15 protein-coding genes and 1 pseudogene are annotated in these 16,465 nt (G+C 52.3%); 7 read left to right on the top strand and 9 right to left on the bottom strand.

Going from position 1 to position 16,465, the window contains the following annotated elements; translation table 11 throughout:
* Positions 1 to 22: 22 nt before the first annotated feature.
* Both OGX95_RS00440 and actP read left to right on the top strand, forming a co-directional pair.
* The gene (locus OGX95_RS00440; protein ID WP_003031750.1) at positions 23 to 337 is read left to right on the top strand and encodes a DUF485 domain-containing protein; all 315 of its coding nucleotides are present in this window, start codon (positions 23 to 25) and stop codon (positions 335 to 337) included.
* On the top strand, positions 334 to 1,983 hold the full coding sequence (gene actP / locus OGX95_RS00435; RefSeq protein ID WP_286627899.1) for a cation/acetate symporter ActP: 1,650 nt from the start codon (positions 334 to 336) through the stop codon (positions 1,981 to 1,983). The genes OGX95_RS00440 and actP overlap by 4 nt, the downstream gene beginning before the upstream one ends.
* 45 nt (positions 1,984 to 2,028) lie before the next feature.
* On the opposite strand, the gene OGX95_RS00430 is transcribed toward actP, so the two are convergent.
* Positions 2,029 to 2,718 (bottom strand): LrgB family protein, encoded by a 690-nt coding sequence (locus OGX95_RS00430; protein ID WP_286627898.1) that lies wholly within the window; start codon positions 2,716 to 2,718, stop codon positions 2,029 to 2,031.
* Positions 2,711 to 3,121: a CidA/LrgA family protein gene (locus OGX95_RS00425; RefSeq protein WP_271440966.1), complete on the bottom strand. Its 411-nt coding sequence runs from the start codon at positions 3,119 to 3,121 to the stop codon at positions 2,711 to 2,713. Before OGX95_RS00425 ends, OGX95_RS00430 begins: the two co-directional genes overlap by 8 nt.
* Before the next feature lie 101 nt (positions 3,122 to 3,222).
* Here OGX95_RS00425 and OGX95_RS00420 point away from each other — a divergent pair, with 101 nt between their 5' ends.
* Positions 3,223 to 4,113 (top strand): LysR family transcriptional regulator, encoded by an 891-nt coding sequence (locus OGX95_RS00420; RefSeq protein WP_271440967.1) that lies wholly within the window; start codon positions 3,223 to 3,225, stop codon positions 4,111 to 4,113.
* A 42-nt stretch (positions 4,114 to 4,155) separates the two neighbouring features.
* Here OGX95_RS00420 and OGX95_RS00415 read toward each other — a convergent pair whose 3' ends face one another.
* The 3 genes from OGX95_RS00415 to soxR form a co-directional block, all read right to left on the bottom strand.
* Positions 4,156 to 5,802, bottom strand: coding sequence for a Na+/H+ antiporter (locus tag OGX95_RS00415; protein ID WP_286627897.1), 1,647 nt, complete (start codon positions 5,800 to 5,802; stop codon positions 4,156 to 4,158).
* A gap of 158 nt (positions 5,803 to 5,960) precedes the next feature.
* The gene (ghxP, locus tag OGX95_RS00410) at positions 5,961 to 7,310 is read right to left on the bottom strand and encodes a guanine/hypoxanthine transporter GhxP (RefSeq protein WP_137381172.1); all 1,350 of its coding nucleotides are present in this window, start codon (positions 7,308 to 7,310) and stop codon (positions 5,961 to 5,963) included.
* 608 nt (positions 7,311 to 7,918) lie between these two features.
* Positions 7,919 to 8,377 carry a redox-sensitive transcriptional activator SoxR gene (gene soxR, locus OGX95_RS00405; RefSeq protein WP_003826630.1) on the bottom strand — a complete coding sequence of 153 codons (459 nt, stop codon included), beginning with the start codon at positions 8,375 to 8,377 and terminating at the stop codon, positions 7,919 to 7,921.
* Between the two features lie 86 nt (positions 8,378 to 8,463).
* Here soxR and soxS point away from each other — a divergent pair, with 86 nt between their 5' ends.
* Positions 8,464 to 8,787 carry a superoxide response transcriptional regulator SoxS gene (gene soxS / locus OGX95_RS00400; RefSeq protein WP_005132611.1) on the top strand — a complete coding sequence of 108 codons (324 nt, stop codon included), beginning with the start codon at positions 8,464 to 8,466 and terminating at the stop codon, positions 8,785 to 8,787.
* A 2-nt stretch (positions 8,788 to 8,789) separates the two neighbouring features.
* Here the strand turns inward: soxS and pdeC are convergent, their stop codons facing one another.
* A complete protein-coding gene (pdeC, locus tag OGX95_RS00395; protein WP_286627896.1) occupies positions 8,790 to 10,376 on the bottom strand; it encodes a cyclic di-3',5'-guanosine monophosphate phosphodiesterase PdeC in 1,587 nt (528 codons plus the stop codon).
* Positions 10,377 to 10,926: 550 nt separating this feature from the next.
* On the opposite strand from pdeC, the gene OGX95_RS00390 reads away from it, so the two are divergent.
* Entirely contained in the window at positions 10,927 to 11,208 is a 282-nt protein-coding gene (locus OGX95_RS00390) for a YjcB family protein (RefSeq protein ID WP_048213921.1), read from the top strand.
* Between the two features lie 66 nt (positions 11,209 to 11,274).
* On the opposite strand, the gene ssb1 is transcribed toward OGX95_RS00390, so the two are convergent.
* Positions 11,275 to 11,799 carry a single-stranded DNA-binding protein SSB1 gene (gene ssb1 / locus OGX95_RS00385; RefSeq protein ID WP_003826621.1) on the bottom strand — a complete coding sequence of 175 codons (525 nt, stop codon included), beginning with the start codon at positions 11,797 to 11,799 and terminating at the stop codon, positions 11,275 to 11,277.
* 251 nt (positions 11,800 to 12,050) lie between these two features.
* Between ssb1 and uvrA the strand changes: the two genes are divergently transcribed.
* Entirely contained in the window at positions 12,051 to 14,873 is a 2,823-nt protein-coding gene (uvrA, locus tag OGX95_RS00380; RefSeq protein WP_286627895.1) for an excinuclease ABC subunit UvrA, read from the top strand.
* Between the two features lie 144 nt (positions 14,874 to 15,017).
* Here uvrA and OGX95_RS00375 read toward each other — a convergent pair whose 3' ends face one another.
* Positions 15,018 to 15,374: an MmcQ/YjbR family DNA-binding protein gene (locus OGX95_RS00375; RefSeq protein WP_006688292.1), complete on the bottom strand. Its 357-nt coding sequence runs from the start codon at positions 15,372 to 15,374 to the stop codon at positions 15,018 to 15,020.
* A 127-nt stretch (positions 15,375 to 15,501) separates the two neighbouring features.
* Positions 15,502 to 16,215, bottom strand: coding sequence for an acid phosphatase AphA (aphA, locus tag OGX95_RS00370; RefSeq protein WP_286627894.1), 714 nt, complete (start codon positions 16,213 to 16,215; stop codon positions 15,502 to 15,504).
* A 138-nt stretch (positions 16,216 to 16,353) separates the two neighbouring features.
* On the opposite strand from aphA, the pseudogene OGX95_RS22965 reads away from it, so the two are divergent.
* Positions 16,354 to 16,464 (top strand): annotated as a pseudogene (locus OGX95_RS22965) (hypothetical protein); the annotation flags it as partial.
* Between the last annotated feature and the right edge of the window lies 1 nt (position 16,465).

Raw genomic sequence — 16,465 nt, 5'->3', positions numbered from 1 at the left:
GGGACCTCTGGAGAGCTCTGTGATGAATGACCAAATTTATCAGCGGATAGAAGACAGTGCGCGTTTCAGGGAGTTAGTTGAAAAACGGCAACGGTTTGCCACCATTCTGTCCATCATCATGCTGGCGGTTTATATCAGCTTTATTTTATTGATTGCCTTTGCGCCGGGCTGGCTGGGTACACCGCTGCATGCGGGCACCAGCGTTACCCGGGGTATACCGATTGGGGTCGGCGTGATCCTTATCTCCTTCATCCTGACCGGGATCTATATCTGGCGGGCAAACGGTGAATTCGACCGTCTTAATAACGCGGTTCTGCACGAGGTTAAAGCATCATGAAGAGAGTCCTGACGGCGCTTGCCGCCACGCTGCCCTTCGCTGCAAACGCGGCGGATGCTATTAGCGGTGCAGTCCAACGCCAGCCAACAAACTGGCAGGCGATTATCATGTTCCTGATTTTCGTCATTTTCACACTTGGCATTACCTACTGGGCGTCTAAGCGCGTGCGTTCGCGTAATGACTATTACACGGCGGGTGGTAATATCACCGGCTTCCAGAACGGGTTAGCGATCGCGGGCGACTATATGTCGGCGGCCTCGTTCCTCGGGATTTCCGCGCTGGTCTTTACTTCTGGCTATGACGGGCTGATTTACTCGCTCGGCTTCCTGGTGGGCTGGCCAATCATTCTGTTCCTGATTGCCGAACGTCTGCGTAACCTCGGTCGCTACACCTTTGCCGACGTGGCCTCTTATCGCCTGAAGCAAGGCCCCATCCGTATTCTGTCAGCATGTGGGTCGCTGGTGGTGGTCGCGCTGTATCTGATCGCGCAGATGGTTGGCGCAGGCAAGCTGATTGAACTGCTGTTTGGTCTGAACTATCACATTGCCGTGGTGCTGGTTGGCGTACTGATGATGATGTACGTGCTGTTCGGCGGCATGTTGGCGACCACCTGGGTGCAAATCATTAAAGCGGTACTGCTGCTGTTCGGCGCCAGCTTTATGGCTTTCATGGTCATGAAACATGTCGGCTTCAGCTTCAATAATCTGTTCACTGAAGCAATGGCAGTACACCCGAAAGGCTCCGCAATCATGAGTCCTGGCGGGCTGGTTAAAGATCCGATATCCGCGTTGTCGTTAGGCCTCGGTCTGATGTTCGGTACGGCAGGCTTGCCGCATATTCTGATGCGCTTCTTCACGGTCAGCGATGCCCGCGAAGCGCGTAAGAGCGTGTTTTACGCCACCGGTTTTATGGGTTATTTCTACATCCTGACCTTTATCATCGGCTTTGGTGCCATCATGCTGGTCGGTGCAAATCCGGCATATAAAGATGCGGCAGGCGCGCTGATCGGTGGTAACAACATGGCGGCAGTACATCTGGCTAACGCGGTGGGCGGTAACCTGTTCCTCGGCTTTATCTCCGCCGTGGCATTTGCCACCATTCTGGCAGTGGTCGCTGGCCTGACGCTGGCGGGTGCTTCAGCAGTCTCTCACGACCTGTATGCCAACGTGTTCCGTAAAGGCGCAACCGAGCGTGAAGAGCTGCGTGTTTCAAAAATCACCGTGCTGGTGTTGGGCGTGATTGCCATCCTGCTCGGCGTGATGTTTGAAAACCAGAACATCGCCTTCATGGTGGGCCTGGCGTTCGCCATCGCGGCAAGCTGTAACTTCCCCATCATTCTGCTTTCCATGTACTGGTCAAGACTGACCACGCGTGGTGCAATGATGGGCGGCTGGTTAGGTCTGCTGACAGCCGTTGTGCTGATGGTGCTTGGCCCGACAATTTGGGTACAAATCCTCGGCCACGAAAAAGCCATTTTCCCGTATGAATATCCGGCGCTGTTCTCGATAAGCGTAGCATTCCTCGGGATCTGGTTCTTCTCTGCCACCGATAACTCAGAAGAAGGTAACCGTGAACGTGAGCAGTTCCGTGCTCAGTTCATCCGTTCCCAGACCGGGTACGGTGTGGAGCAAGGTCGCGCGCATTAATCTCTCTTTTCCTCCGGCCTTCGGGCCGGAGGATGTCGCCAAACCTCAGAACATAACTCTGGCAACCAGTGGTGCTGCCAATACTGTCACTACCCCCGAGAGCATCATCACCAGGCTGGCAACCACGCCCTCCTGCTGGCCCAGCTCATAAGAGCGAGCCGTACCTGCACCGTGCGATGCTGCGCCAAACCCAGCCCCTTTAGCCATACCTTCGCGGATAGAGAGTCGTAAAAACAACACATCGCCGACTGCCATACCGAATACACCGGTCACGACCACAAACAACGCCACCAGATCCGGCTGCCCGCCCAAGGGTTCTGCCGCTGCCAGCGCAAAAGGCGTGGTGACGGAACGTACCGCCAGGCTACGTTGGATCTCATCAGGCAGCATAAACAGGCGCGCCAACCATACGGAACTGGTGACAGCCACCAGCGTCGCCGTGATGACCCCCGCCGTCAACGACATCCAGTGACGCTTAATCACCGCGAGGTTATCGTAAACCGGAACTGCGAAGGCAATGGTCGCGGGACCTAATAGCCACAGCAGCCAGTGTGATTCGCCAATATAGTTTTGCCAGGAGATATGCCCGAAGACCAGCATCAGCACCAGTAACGCGGGCGTGAGAACCAGCGGCATCAGCGGCAATTTGCGAAAACGGCGATACAGACGCTTGTTGGCAAAATAGATCCCCAGCGTAATCACCAGACACAGCACGCTTAGCTGGAAGTTACTCACGGTTTAACCTGCTCATTTCATAGCGATACACTTTATCCACAACCCACGCGGTTGCGCCGAGAACCATCAGCGTGCTTATCGCAATGACAGCAAAAATACGCCAGCCATCGACTAACAGCAGCTGCGTATAGTTGACGACGGCCACCACCGCTGGAACAAAAAACAGCAGCATTTCAGCCAGTAACCAGCGGGCACCGGCGCGTATCCAGCTCAGCGGGATAATCCGACAGACAATCAGCGCCAACATCAGCACCATCCCAACCAGATTGGCGGGAAGCGGTAAATGCAGCCAGGAGACAAGATATTGAGCAAATACAAATAAACCTGCGTACAACAGTACCTGGACAGGTATCTGGAGTCGGTGAATGACAGCAGGCGTCACGCGGCTTATCGCCACAGCCATGAGGGTATGTCCTTAAAAAATAGAGAGCGCCAGTATAGAGAGCGCCCGTCCAGGACTGAAATGAATTAAACTCATTGCAGGCATAGTCTTAAGGAATAATCATGGATATCAGAACGCTGCGATATTTTGTTGAGGTGGTGCGTCAGCAGAGCTTTACCCGCGCAGCGGAGAAGCTTTTTGTCACCCAACCCACCATCAGCAAAATGTTGAAGAACCTTGAAGATGAGCTGAACTGCACGCTGTTAATCCGCGACGGACGACGGCTGTTGCTGACCGATACCGGGCAGGTTGTTTTTGAACGCGGTCTGGCGATTTTGGCCGAGTTTCGCCAGCTTGAAGCCGAACTTAGCGACATTAACCACCTGAACAAAGGGCTATTGCGCCTTGGTATCCCGCCAATGGTCGGTATGTTGATGGCAGGTCCTATCAGCCTGTTTCGCCAGCGTTATCCCGGCGTTGAACTTAAAGTATCAGAGTTTGGCGGCTTAACCGTCCAGCAGGCAGTAATGAACGGTGATTTGGATGTCGCAATGACGGCACTTCCGGTCGAAGAAGAGAGTGGACTGGCAACCTTGCCGCTTTTCAGTCATCCGCTCTGCGTGCTGGTCCCGCGCTCGGGCCAGTGGACAACCTGCGAATCCATTTCCCCCGAGGCGCTGGCGGAACATCCACTGCTTATCTACAACGAAGATTTCGCCCTCAGCCGTCAGTTACTGGAATTGTTTAACCAGCACGATGTAAAACCCCGCATCGCGGTACGTAGCGGGCAGTGGGATTTTCTGGCAGCCATGGTACAAGCCGGGGTCGGTATCGCCATTTTACCGGAGCCAATTTGCCAACGGCTGGATAAACAGACGCTACGCTGGATCCCTCTGGAGAGCGATTTACGCTGGCAACTCGGCATGATTTGGCGCGAAGGTGTGTATCTGTCGCACAGCGCTCAGGCGTGGCTGACATGCTGCGAAGGGTTTTGGTTAACGCAAGAATCGTAAGTGCCGGATGCGGCGTAAACGCTTTATCCGGCCTACCACTGTTTATTGATTTTCGATCAGTAACGCTTCCAGCAAATCCAGGTCGTGCAGCAGTTTTTGCAGCGTTTCATTACTGATTTCGCGCGTGGCGCGCAGGTGATAAAGTTCTGCTCGTTCCGAACGCAGCGCCGCCAGGCGGAAACGTCGCTCAAGGTTCTCTTCCTGTAATGAGCTTTCCACATCGTTACGTCCATCGACGCGACGACGCAGGTTACCGATTACACGAGAGCTCACTTCGGTCAGCAGTTGATTATCAATATTCTCTTCGCTGTCCGCCGCCAGACGCTCTTCCATTTTCTGGATAGCGACAATCGCGACTTCCGCCGTCGCAGCGCGGGCAATCCTTTCTTCTTTCAGTTGCTGTGAGTGATCCGCCACTTCCAGGTGTTGCAGCAGAATCGGCAGCATCACCACGCCAACAAACAGCGAGAACAGGATCACGCCCGCCGCCAGGAATACCAGTTCGTAGCGCGCCGGGAAGCCGCTACCATCCGGCAACAGCAGCGGGATGGAGAGCACACCGGCAAGCGTAATCGCCCCGCGAACCCCCGCAAAGGAGGCGATCAGGATTTCACGCGTTGTCCAGGAGCCAAACTCCATTGGTTTTTTCTTCAGGAAGCGCAGACTGAATTTTTTCATCGTCCACAGCCAGCCAAAACGCACCAGCATCAGCGCCACGTAAATCAGCACGATATCGGTAAACAGCATCCAGGTTTCAACGTTCGGATCGGCTTCTGCCGCCACCAGCGAAGACTCCAGAATCCCCGGTAATTGCAGTCCTAACAACAGGAAGACCATGCCGTTAAAGACGAACTCCAGCATTGCCCATGTGCTGTTAGCACGTAAACGCATCGCCAATGGCGCACGACGCATTACGCCTGAACGGGTTATCGTCATCCCGGCTGCGACCGCCGCGAGGATCCCGGAAACACCGATGTGTTCGGCAATCAGATAAGAAGCAAACGGCAGCAGGAACAACAGAACGATTTGCGTTGCTGGCTCATCACCCCCCCAGCGGCTAAGAAAGCGCAGAGAGCGTCCATACAACCAACTGACGACAAAACCCGCCAGGATGCCGCCAATCGCTACCTTGAAGAACTCAACCGTCGCACCGCCGACGGTAAACACCATCGTCCCCATTGCCACGGCCACAGCAAATTTCAGCGATACCAGGCCAGACGCATCGTTCATCAACGCTTCGCCCTGCAGGATACCCATGATTTTCTTCGGTATACGCCCCTCACCTACAATGCCAGAAAGGGCAACGGCATCGGTTGGCGACAGCACTGCGGCCAGCGCAAAAGCGGGGATCAGCGGAATCCCCGGGACCAGCCAATAAATCATAAAACCAATGCCGACCACCGTAACCAGTACGAGCGCCAGTGCCAGACCGAAGATCTCTCGTCCATGCTCCAGAAACTCCCGCGTTGGCGTCTTCCAGCCATCGGCAAACAGCAACGGCGGGATGAACAGAACCAAAAACAGTTCAGGGTCAAATTCCACATGCAAACCAAACGTCGGCCACGCCAGCAACGCGCCAATGGCTATCTGCATAAGGGGCAAAGGGACCTGAAAGGGCAATACGCGAGTAAATACCCCCGACAACGAGACCACAAGGGTCATGATGAGTATGGTAAAAAAGATTTCCATGCGTTCCCTGTTTGCGATGTTTCTTATGATTGGTGATGAGAGGCGTCGTGCCTCAATTCTATCTTCTTCAGAGTAACGCAAAAGACAACGGGATGTGTTCTGAAAATCAAAACGGGCGGCAAAAGCCACCCGTTTTCAGGATCAAGAGCGTATCGGGATTAAATAGCCCAACCGCCCGCATAGAATGCTACCAGCGCCACGGCAATCACCACCGTTCCGATATTCAGTTTGCGCCATTCACCCGAAACAATACGGCCAATGACCAGGGTGGCAAAACCGATCATAATGCCGGTAACAATATTACAGGTCAGCACGATAAAGACGGCAGTAATCAGTCCCGCCATCGCATCGACGAAGTCGGTAAAGTCGATTTTCGCCACGTTGCTCAGCATTAGCAAACCAACATACATCAGCGCCGGTGCCGTTGCGTAAGCAGGAACAAGGTAAGAGAGCGGAGAAAGGAACAGGATCAGCAGGAACAACACACCTACAGTGATCGCCGTCAGACCGGTTTTACCACCTGCCGCGGTCCCCGCTGCAGATTCAATGTAAACCGCTGCCGGAGCTGCCCCTACCAGACCAGAGAACACGCTGCTCAGGGAGTCAGTCGTTAACGCTTTGCCGCCATCGATAATCTGACCGTCTTTATCCAGCAGATTCGCCTGACCCGCAACCGCGCGGATGGTTCCGGTCGCATCGAAGACCGCAGTCATAACCAGCGCCAGCACGCTCGGCAGAACGACAGGGTTCAGCGCCCCCATAATGTCCAGGCTGCCAATCAGAGAGTTACCTTCAGCATCACTCAGAGAAGGCATGGCGAAGATACCGGAAAAATGCACCGCGGGATCGAAAATCAGACCAACAACGGAAATACCAATAATGGTCAACAGAATGCCACCCGGTACTTTCAGTTTTTCGAGACCAATAATCACCGCCAGACCAATCAGCGACATAATTACCGGGAAGGTGTCGAAGTCACCCAGCGCAACCGGCAGGCCGTCCAGCGGGTTCTTAATGACCAGACCCACACCGTTTGCCGCAATCAGCAGCAGGAACAGGCCGATACCAATACCTGTACCGTGCGCAACACCCTGTGGCAGGTTGCGCAGGATCCAGCTACGGATACCTGTCGCGGAAATGATGGTAAACAAAACACCCATCAGGAACACCGCGCCCAGCGCAACAGGCACGCTAATATGCTGCCCCAGCACCAGGCTGAATGCGGTAAACGCCGTCAACGAAATGGCGCAACCAATCGCCAGCGGCAGGTTCGCCCACAGGCCCATCACAATAGAGCCGACACCGGCTACCAGGCAGGTTGCCACAAATACAGCGGCTGGCGGGAAACCGGCTTTACCCAGCATTCCTGGAACCACGATAACAGAGTAGACCATCGCCAGAAACGTCGTTAATCCGGCAACGACTTCCTGTCGAACGGTACTGCCACGGTGCGAAATTTTAAACCAGGCGTCGAGTGAACCGCCGGTACGCGCTGAAGGCGTAGACATAGAAAACATCCCCTGAGAGTTTATTTTTCGTCATTATGCGTGCTGGACAATCCACTGCCTGCTTAACGTTTTCTCCCTGTGCCAGGTTTGCGTCAGTAGGGGTGTCGCAAAAAAGCAAACGTTTAGCTCCGCGCATAAAAAACGGGTGGTAAAAAAAAGCAAACGATTATCTAGCGATCATGTGCCGGTTTTCAACTGAACTTTGCCGCTTTTTACTCATTTCTTCTTATAACGCACAAGAAATAGCCAGTCGATGCGCAAACGTTATCGTCAATGCGCAATCTGGCAACAAATTTCGCGCAGTTATCACAACCTCGACAGTGACCTTTCACGTTCACTCGCACAAAAAAATGGATGAAGATGCGGAAAATCTTTCGGCTAAAAAATCATCAATTGGCTGGTAAATAGACGAGGGTGGCATACACTTATCTTATCAACACAAGCCGGAACCTCCCCTAATGTGCTCGATTGAGGGGTGTTGATGTCGGGGGAAACCCTCCCGTGAACCAGCGGGATAGAGTGAAAGACAAAGACCGGAACCAAACTAAAGCGCCCTCTGTGGCGCTTTAGTTTTATATCCGTAATAGTCGGCACATATTTTAAACCCATCAATCATCTTCCAGCAGGCGCGCCCCGGTTCCCTGCTCGCCAAGCTGGTCGCCCGGGTTACGTAACGGACAATCACTACGCGACAAACAACCACAGCCAATGCATCCATCCAGTTCATCACGCAACGCCACCAGGGTATGAATACGCCGGTCCAGCTCTTCACGCCATTGCGACGAGAGCTGTTTCCACTCTTTGGCGCTGAGCGAATGTCCTTCGGGTAATACCCCTAGCGCGTCGCCAATCGTCGCCAATGGTATACCGATACGCTGGGCAATCTTGATAATCGCGACATAACGCAACACATCACGTTTGTATCGACGCTGATTGCCGCTGTTGCGCATGCTGCTGATTAACCCTTTGCTTTCATAGAAGTGCAGAGTTGATACCGCTACACCGCTACGTTTTGCGACTTCACCTGGCGTGAGCAGCGCTTTTATCCGGGGTAATTTCTTTTCCATAAATCGCTTTACCTCAAGTTAACTTGAGGAATTATACTCGCCCACAGACAAAACGACGAATCGAATACTGAGAAAGAGGCAGCCCTATGTCCCATCAGCAGATAATTCAGACCCTTATTGAATGGATTGATGAACATATCGATCAACCGCTGAACATTGAGGCGGTGGCGAAAAAATCAGGTTACTCGAAGTGGTATTTACAGAGGATGTTCCGCACGGTGATGCGTCAGACGTTGGGTGACTATATCCGCCAGCGCCGACTTTTGTTAGCCGCCGTGGAACTACGGACGACCGAACGACCTATTTTCGATATCGCGATGGATCTCGGCTATGTGTCGCAACAAACGTTCTCACGCGTGTTCCGCCGCGAGTTTGATCGTACTCCCAGTGACTACCGTCATCGCCTGTAAGATTATTGCCCGCTCTGCGTCAGTATGGCGGGCGAGCGCTGTAGCCAGTGCATAAACTCCTGCGGCGGTAACGCTTTGGCAAAGTACCACCCCTGACAATACTGAACGCCACGCTCAAGCAGCCATTCAATTTGATCTGCCGTTTCCACCCCTTCAGCAATTGTCTTCAGCTGTAAGCTTTGCGCCATCTCGATGATATGTTCGGCAATCAGGTGGCTGGTACTGTTGGTCGCCAGCGTACTAATAAAAGATTTATCAATCTTCAGAATATCCACGTTCAGTGCCGCCAGATTGTGCAGATTGGAATATCCCGTCCCAAAATCATCAAATGCCACTTCATAACCTGCCTGACGGAATGCCTGGATTACCGGGGTCATTTTCTGCACATCAATAAATCCACGCTCCGTCACTTCGACTTTAATTTGCTGAGCAGCCACTGAGTAATCACGCGCTTTCTCAGCGATCAGGGCAATCAGACGGGATGAATGGAAATCAGAAGCTGAGAGGTTAATTGAGATATAAATCTGGGGATGCGCAGAAAGAAAATACCCTAAATCATTGAACACTTCTTCGACCACGTAATCCGTGATCCTTTCAATCATGCCTTCTTTTTCAGCCAGCGGAATAAATTCCGTCGGGCTCATGACCTCACCTTTACAACCTGGCCAACGCATCAGCGCCTCGGCCCCCACACATTGACCATTCTTGATATCGATGATCGGCTGGTAATGCAGGCGTAGCTGGCGTTTTTCCAGTGCACGTCTTAACAAACGACGAGGGGAATGGTATTGCTGGCGCGTGCGCCACCACATCAACAGCATCAGAATGCTGCAGATCACCCCAAAGGGGATCGTTAGTGCGGCTTCGTGATAGAAATTTTGATGGACGCGATCGCTGGTAGTCGAAACAATAATCGCGATCGGGCGTTTCTCAGAGCGAACGATGGTATAGAACCGATCGTCCAGTTGGAAGGTAGAGGCTTTACCGCGCACCAGTGGCAGAAATTGCTTAACATGCGACTGATTGCTGGCGGAGAAGAAAGTATCCGTTATCGTGTCATAGACGCCCCACAATAGGCCAGGGTCATCTGACATGACTTCGCTGTAAGATAATGGGTTAATGACAACGACGTAGTTTCCTCTTTGCATATACGTCATGTTGTAGCCAGAGAAAAAAGGCGTATCGCGATAGTAATAGATCGAAACGTCCGGCGTACGTTTATAGTCAGCGGTTGGCATAATATAGGGAACTGACGGCGCCATCGACGTAGAGCACAAAAAATGATCAGCCTGTGCATAAATTAGCTCGCTGATATATAAACGCCCGCGAATAATATTCAGCATACTTTTCTGATGTGCAGGGGTACACATCTTGCCCTGATACAGTTGAGCCATATCACGCGCTAAATCAGCTTGCTGGATCACCAGTTCCGTTTTATTTAACACCAGTTGAGCAAAAGAGTGGAGTTGAGTGCGGGTTTCGGACATCGCCCGGATATGAGCAAACCATAGCGCCAGCACCACGGGGAGCAATACCACCGTAAGCGTGCCGAGGAGCTTCAGCATCTTGCTTTGCGCACTGAGATTCATGTCAGCCCTATATCCCTGTTTCGTATATGCCAGTACCCATCAAGGCAGGATGCTATAAACACCAGCTGGTTAAGTTTCATGAATCTATCAACATTATCAACAGACGTCTCTATGTAAAAGTCTGATAATAGTGGATGATGATATTATTTTCCCGTAAGGCAAACTTAAAGTTACGCTTATTTTGCAACATCATTATCAAGAAGGAGTAATGTTTTACACGCGTTATACTGACGGCACGTATAAAACACATTAACTTTTTTAACGATTAATTTCGGATAAAGAAAACAAGCAACATGAATGCATCTTACATAACGCATAATTTATTATTCGTTTATGAATCATAATAACCACATAATAACAATGGGTAAAGACAGGCAAAAATAACGTCAGATACTGGTGAACAAACGAACAGTTGTGATATAGTTCACAGAAATGATGTAACAGAAACATTGTTTCATTCATGTTATTGCCCTCGGTAGCCAGAGTACCACACCCCCTGTGAACAACCCCGCGCTGTCCTGGGCATCAAGACTTTCTGAGGACGTTTTTCATGGCAACAATAACAACTGGCGTGGTTCTTCTGCGGTGGCAACTGCTTAGCGCAGTACTGATGTTTTTAGCCAGTACACTCAATATTCGTTTTCGTAAATCAGATTATGTTGGACTGGCCGTTATCAGTAGCGGTTTAGGGCTTGTTTTTGCCTGCTGGTTTGCAACCGGATTACTCGGTATCACCCTGGTCGATGTATCCACGATCTGGAATAACATCGAATCCGTGATGCTCGACGTGATGAGCCATACTCCGCCAGACTGGCCGATGGTGTTGAACTGATAACAGAAAGGAATGGGGTTACCCCGACACTGGGGCAACCCTGATTTACGAAATAAAGCAGAGGGATTAGAACGGAATATCGTCGTCGAAGTCCATCGGCGGTTCGTTAGACGGTGCTGCCGGAGCGGATTGCTGCGGGCGAGACTGTGCGCCACCGCTGAACTGGTTGCCGCCCTGTGGCTGCTGAGGCTGACCCCAACCACCCTGCTGCTGACCACCACCTGCCGGTGCGCCGCCGCCCTGACGACCACCCAGCATTTGCATGGTGCCGCCAACGTTAACAACGACTTCAGTGGTGTATTTTTCTACGCCGGATTGATCGGTCCATTTGCGAGTACGCAGTTGGCCTTCAATATAGACCTGAGAACCTTTACGCAGATATTCGCTGGCAACTTCCGCCAGTTTGCCGAACAGCACAACACGGTGCCACTCAGTCTGCTCTTTCATTTCGCCGGTCGCTTTATCACGCCAGGATTCGGAAGTAGCCAGCGTAATGTTGGCAACTGCGCCACCATTCGGCATATAGCGTACTTCCGGGTCCTGGCCCAGATTACCGACGAGAATCACCTTGTTTACGCCTCTGCTGGCCATGATCGTGTCTCCTGAAAAACGTTACTGAATAAGTGTAAGCGCGGGATTGTAGCATTTCCAATAGCGCTTTTACTACGTTGCGTAGTTGATTCCAGTAAACAACCTCAGCCAGACATTGTTGCACAGACGCCTGTGTTTTGCATTCCAATACTGTATATCCATTCAGGTTAGGTTGTGTCATAATTAACCGTTTGTGATCGCCGGTAGCACCATGCAGCCAGGCAAAAAAGCGTTTAATCCGGGAAAGATGAATGGATAAGATCGAAGTTCGGGGCGCCCGCACCCATAATCTCAAAAACATCAACCTCGTCATCCCGCGCGACAAGCTGATTGTCGTCACCGGGCTTTCGGGCTCAGGCAAATCTTCGCTCGCTTTCGACACCTTGTATGCCGAAGGGCAGCGTCGTTACGTTGAATCCCTTTCCGCGTACGCACGTCAGTTTCTGTCGCTGATGGAAAAACCGGACGTCGACCACATTGAGGGGCTCTCTCCTGCCATCTCAATCGAGCAGAAATCGACGTCGCATAACCCGCGATCCACGGTTGGGACAATTACCGAAATTCACGATTATCTGCGCCTGCTGTATGCCCGCGTTGGCGAGCCACGCTGCCCGGATCACGACGTGCCACTGGCGGCGCAAACTGTCAGCCAGATGGTGGACAACGTCCTGTCACAGCCAGAAGGCAAGCGCCTGATGTTGTTGGCACCAGTAATTAAAGAACGTAAAGGTGAGCACACCAAAACGCTGGAAAACCTGGCAGGCCAGGGCTATATCCGCGCGCGTATTGATGGTGAAGTGTGCGACCTTTCCGATCCACCTAAACTTGAGCTGCAAAAGAAACACACTATCGAAGTGGTGATTGACCGCTTCAAGGTACGTGACGATCTCACCCAGCGACTGGCTGAATCGTTTGAGACCGCACTGGAGCTTTCCGGTGGTACGGCGGTGGTCGCTGATATGGATGATCCGAAAGCAGAAGAGCTGCTCTTCTCCGCCAACTTCGCCTGCCCTATTTGTGGCTATAGCATGCGCGAGCTGGAGCCACGGTTGTTCTCGTTCAACAACCCGGCTGGCGCGTGTCCAACCTGCGATGGTCTTGGCGTACAACAGTACTTCGACCCGGACCGCGTGATCCAAAATCCGGAGCTGTCGCTGGCAGGTGGGGCGATTCGTGGCTGGGATCGCCGTAACTTCTATTACTTCCAGATGCTTAAGTCTCTGGCTGAGCACTATCAATTCGATGTAGAAGCCCCGTGGGCCAGCCTGAATCCTGCGGTTCACAAAGTGGTGCTATACGGTTCCGGAAAAGAGAATATCGAATTCAAATACATGAACGATCGCGGCGATACGTCAGTACGTCGCCACCCGTTTGAAGGTGTATTGCACAATATGGAACGTCGCTATAAAGAGACGGAATCCAGTGCAGTCCGCGAAGAGTTAGCCAAGTTTATCAGCAACAGACCTTGCGCCAGCTGTGACGGAACCCGTCTGCGCCGGGAAGCTCGTCATGTGTTTGTCGAGAATACGCCATTGCCTGCGATTTCCGACATGAGCATCGGCCATGCAATGGATTTCTTCAACAACCTGAAACTTGCAGGTCAACGGGCGAAGATTGCCGAGAAAATCCTCAAAGAGATCGGCGACCGCCTTAAGTTCCTGGTCAACGTAGGCCTGAACTATCTGACGCTGTCCCGTTCAGCAGAAACGCTCTCCGGTGGCGAAGCACAACGTATTCGTCTGGCAAGCCAGATTGGTGCCGGTCTGGTCGGTGTAATGTACGTGCTGGATGAACCGTCAATCGGTTTGCATCAGCGCGATAACGAACGTCTGCTCGGAACACTTATCCATCTGCGCAATCTGGGTAACACCGTGATTGTGGTTGAGCACGATGAGGATGCCATTCGCGCCGCCGATCATGTTATCGATATTGGCCCTGGAGCAGGCGTTCACGGTGGTCAGGTTGTGGCCGAAGGGACGCTGGAAGATATCATGGCGGTGCCTGAGTCGCTGACCGGCCAGTACATAAGCGGTAAACGCAAAATTGAAGTGCCAAAACAACGCGTTGCGGCTGACCCGGAAAAAGTGCTGAAGCTGACCGGCGCACGCGGCAACAACCTGAAAGATGTCACCCTGACGCTGCCGGTGGGCCTGTTTACCTGTATTACCGGCGTGTCCGGTTCCGGGAAGTCGACGCTGATTAACGACACATTGTTCCCGATTGCCCAGACTCAGCTTAACGGCGCCACGCTGGCAGAGCCCGCGCCATACCGGGATATCCAGGGTCTGGAACATTTCGACAAAGTGATCGACATTGACCAAAGCCCGATTGGTCGTACGCCGCGTTCCAACCCGGCAACCTACACCGGCGTGTTTACGCCTGTGCGCGAACTGTTTGCCGGCGTACCGGAATCCCGTGCGCGTGGTTACACGCCAGGTCGTTTCAGCTTTAACGTTCGTGGTGGACGCTGCGAGGCCTGCCAGGGCGATGGCGTGATCAAAGTCGAAATGCATTTCCTGCCAGATATTTACGTGCCGTGCGACCAGTGTAAAGGTAAGCGTTATAACCGTGAAACGCTGGAGATTAAGTACAAGGGCAAGACCATCCACGAAGTGCTGGATATGACGATTGAAGAAGCTCGCGAGTTCTTCGATGCTGTTCCTGCGCTGGCGCGTAAGCTGCAAACGCTGATGGATGTTGGCTTGACGTACATTCGACTGGGCCAGTCCGCGACCACGCTTTCTGGCGGTGAAGCCCAGCGTGTGAAGCTGGCGCGTGAGTTGTCAAAACGCGGCACCGGACAGACGCTGTATATTCTCGATGAGCCCACAACCGGGCTACATTTTGCCGATATTCAGCAACTGCTTGACGTGTTGCATCAGCTCAGGGATCAGGGCAACACCATTGTGGTGATTGAGCACAATCTGGACGTGATTAAAACAGCCGACTGGATTGTCGATCTCGGTCCGGAAGGGGGTAGCGGCGGCGGCGAAATTCTGGTTTCCGGTACGCCAGAAACAGTTGCTGAGTGTGAAGCCTCACACACGGCCCGCTTCCTCAAACCGCTGCTGTAATCGCGCTGCGCTGATCAGGCCTGCAGTATAGGCATAAAAGCTGTGCCTGATGGCGCGGTGCTTATCAGGCCTACGAATCGGCTCGAAAATCGATAAATAGCTGTAGGCCGGATAAGGTGCTTGCGCCGCATCCGGCGAAACAGATCAGGGCTGCGCCAGTATCCGGCGTTTATCTTCCGGCAGCGTGTTCACCGCCTGTTGATAAGAGGCATCGACCAGATAATAAATTTGCGAATCCGGCAACGAGCCATCCAGATACACCGTACTCCAGTGTGCTTTGTTCAGATGCCGGCTTGGTCGGACATCACTATGCTGCTGGCGTAACAACTCCGCCAGTTCCGGACTGGTTTTCAGAGAGACCGCCGGGCGTTCTTCCACCTCTTTTACCATGGCAAAGAGCACATCTTCGACTTTGATTTGTGTGGCTTTCCAGTCACTGTGCACGCTCTGCTCCGCACCGGTTTTCGCCATGCAGTATTGCAGCAACTCCGAATTCGTCATTTTTATTCCCCTTACCAGCAAGTCGCCTAATGAGAACATCATTTATTCAGTGTGCAGCAAGTCCGCAAAAGGTAAAAGCCGGCAACGTAATTTTGTTTAAAAAATCACCAATCCGCATTCGGTGACCTCAGTACTCTGAGTTTATGATCACCTCTTCGCCAAACCCTCCTGCCTGTGGCAGCGGCTTATAGGTAGAGTTAGAGGCGCGCAAAATACGAATCCCGCGGATACCAACATCGCGAGCGGCGGTGATGTCATTATCGGAGTCGCCGTAGAACATGCGGATATTTTTTTCCTGCAACCACTGCGTTTTGGTGTTCTGACCTGGCTTGTCACCGGCAAAAATAACCGGATTCATATTTGCAGACGGGATGTGGAAGTTATCAGATAGCGTTTTAGAGACCGTTTCGGTCTTCGTCGGGCTGCGTCCGGTCACGAAAAAGATGCTGTCCCCACGACGCACGTGCATATCAATCAACTGCCGCGCGACTTCTTTCGGAATGCTGAACTCATCCCAACCGTTGTTCATTTTCTCCCAAAAAGCCGGGTTTTTCAGGTAATCCTCGCTGTCCGGGGAGTATGTTTTTTTACCGCGCCAGAAGCCCGGGCTGGAAAAGAGAACCGTATCATCGATATCAAAGCCAACGGCCATCGGCGGGCGGCCCGTCAGACTATTTTCAATTTGTGCAACAGAGACCCAGTGAATGGGGGCCTGCTCAGCAAGTTTAGCAACGTTAGTACCGGGATTAAGCTGAGAAGGAGAAGAAACTAAAGCCTGGGCTGACTGATTCAACGTGAACAATAAACAAACGGCACTCAATGCCAACGTAATCTTGCGCATATTTTTCCCTAAGTAGTCAGTTAGTTATGATTTTTTATTTAACAACTGGTCAAAAAACTATCTGACCTTACCCCCTGAGGGAAGGGAAAGGAAGGATTTTCTCTGGTTTTGTTACAGAAAAAGAGGATGATCACACAGGAAAGCGTGCCTGATGGCGCTGCATTTATCAGGCCTACAAATGAAAAATCCATATGTCCTTGTAGGCCGGATAAGGCATTTACGCCGCCATCCGGCATCACAGTCCGATAAA

This window comes from Citrobacter sp. Cu233 (genome assembly GCF_030332225.1).
Taxonomy (GTDB): Bacteria; Pseudomonadota; Gammaproteobacteria; order Enterobacterales; family Enterobacteriaceae; genus Citrobacter.
This window is presented reverse-complemented; position numbering and strand designations above follow the sequence as displayed.

Bases quoted from the DNA above. Each gene is read 5' to 3' on its own strand.
- OGX95_RS00440 (WP_003031750.1), top strand. From the start codon at position 23: ATGAATGACCAAATTTATCAGCGGATAGAAGACAGTGCGCGTTTCAGG.
- actP (WP_286627899.1), top strand. From the start codon at position 334: ATGAAGAGAGTCCTGACGGCGCTTGCCGCCACGCTGCCCTTCGCTGCA.
- OGX95_RS00425 (WP_271440966.1), bottom strand. From the start codon at position 3,121: ATGGCTGTGGCGATAAGCCGCGTGACGCCTGCTGTCATTCACCGACTC.
- OGX95_RS00420 (WP_271440967.1), top strand. From the start codon at position 3,223: ATGGATATCAGAACGCTGCGATATTTTGTTGAGGTGGTGCGTCAGCAG.
- OGX95_RS00415 (WP_286627897.1), bottom strand. From the start codon at position 5,802: ATGGAAATCTTTTTTACCATACTCATCATGACCCTTGTGGTCTCGTTG.
- ghxP (WP_137381172.1), bottom strand. From the start codon at position 7,310: ATGTCTACGCCTTCAGCGCGTACCGGCGGTTCACTCGACGCCTGGTTT.
- soxR (WP_003826630.1), bottom strand. From the start codon at position 8,377: ATGGAAAAGAAATTACCCCGGATAAAAGCGCTGCTCACGCCAGGTGAA.
- soxS (WP_005132611.1), top strand. From the start codon at position 8,464: ATGTCCCATCAGCAGATAATTCAGACCCTTATTGAATGGATTGATGAA.
- pdeC (WP_286627896.1), bottom strand. From the start codon at position 10,376: ATGAATCTCAGTGCGCAAAGCAAGATGCTGAAGCTCCTCGGCACGCTT.
- OGX95_RS00390 (WP_048213921.1), top strand. From the start codon at position 10,927: ATGGCAACAATAACAACTGGCGTGGTTCTTCTGCGGTGGCAACTGCTT.
- ssb1 (WP_003826621.1), bottom strand. From the start codon at position 11,799: ATGGCCAGCAGAGGCGTAAACAAGGTGATTCTCGTCGGTAATCTGGGC.
- uvrA (WP_286627895.1), top strand. From the start codon at position 12,051: ATGGATAAGATCGAAGTTCGGGGCGCCCGCACCCATAATCTCAAAAAC.
- OGX95_RS00375 (WP_006688292.1), bottom strand. From the start codon at position 15,374: ATGACGAATTCGGAGTTGCTGCAATACTGCATGGCGAAAACCGGTGCG.
- aphA (WP_286627894.1), bottom strand. From the start codon at position 16,215: ATGCGCAAGATTACGTTGGCATTGAGTGCCGTTTGTTTATTGTTCACG.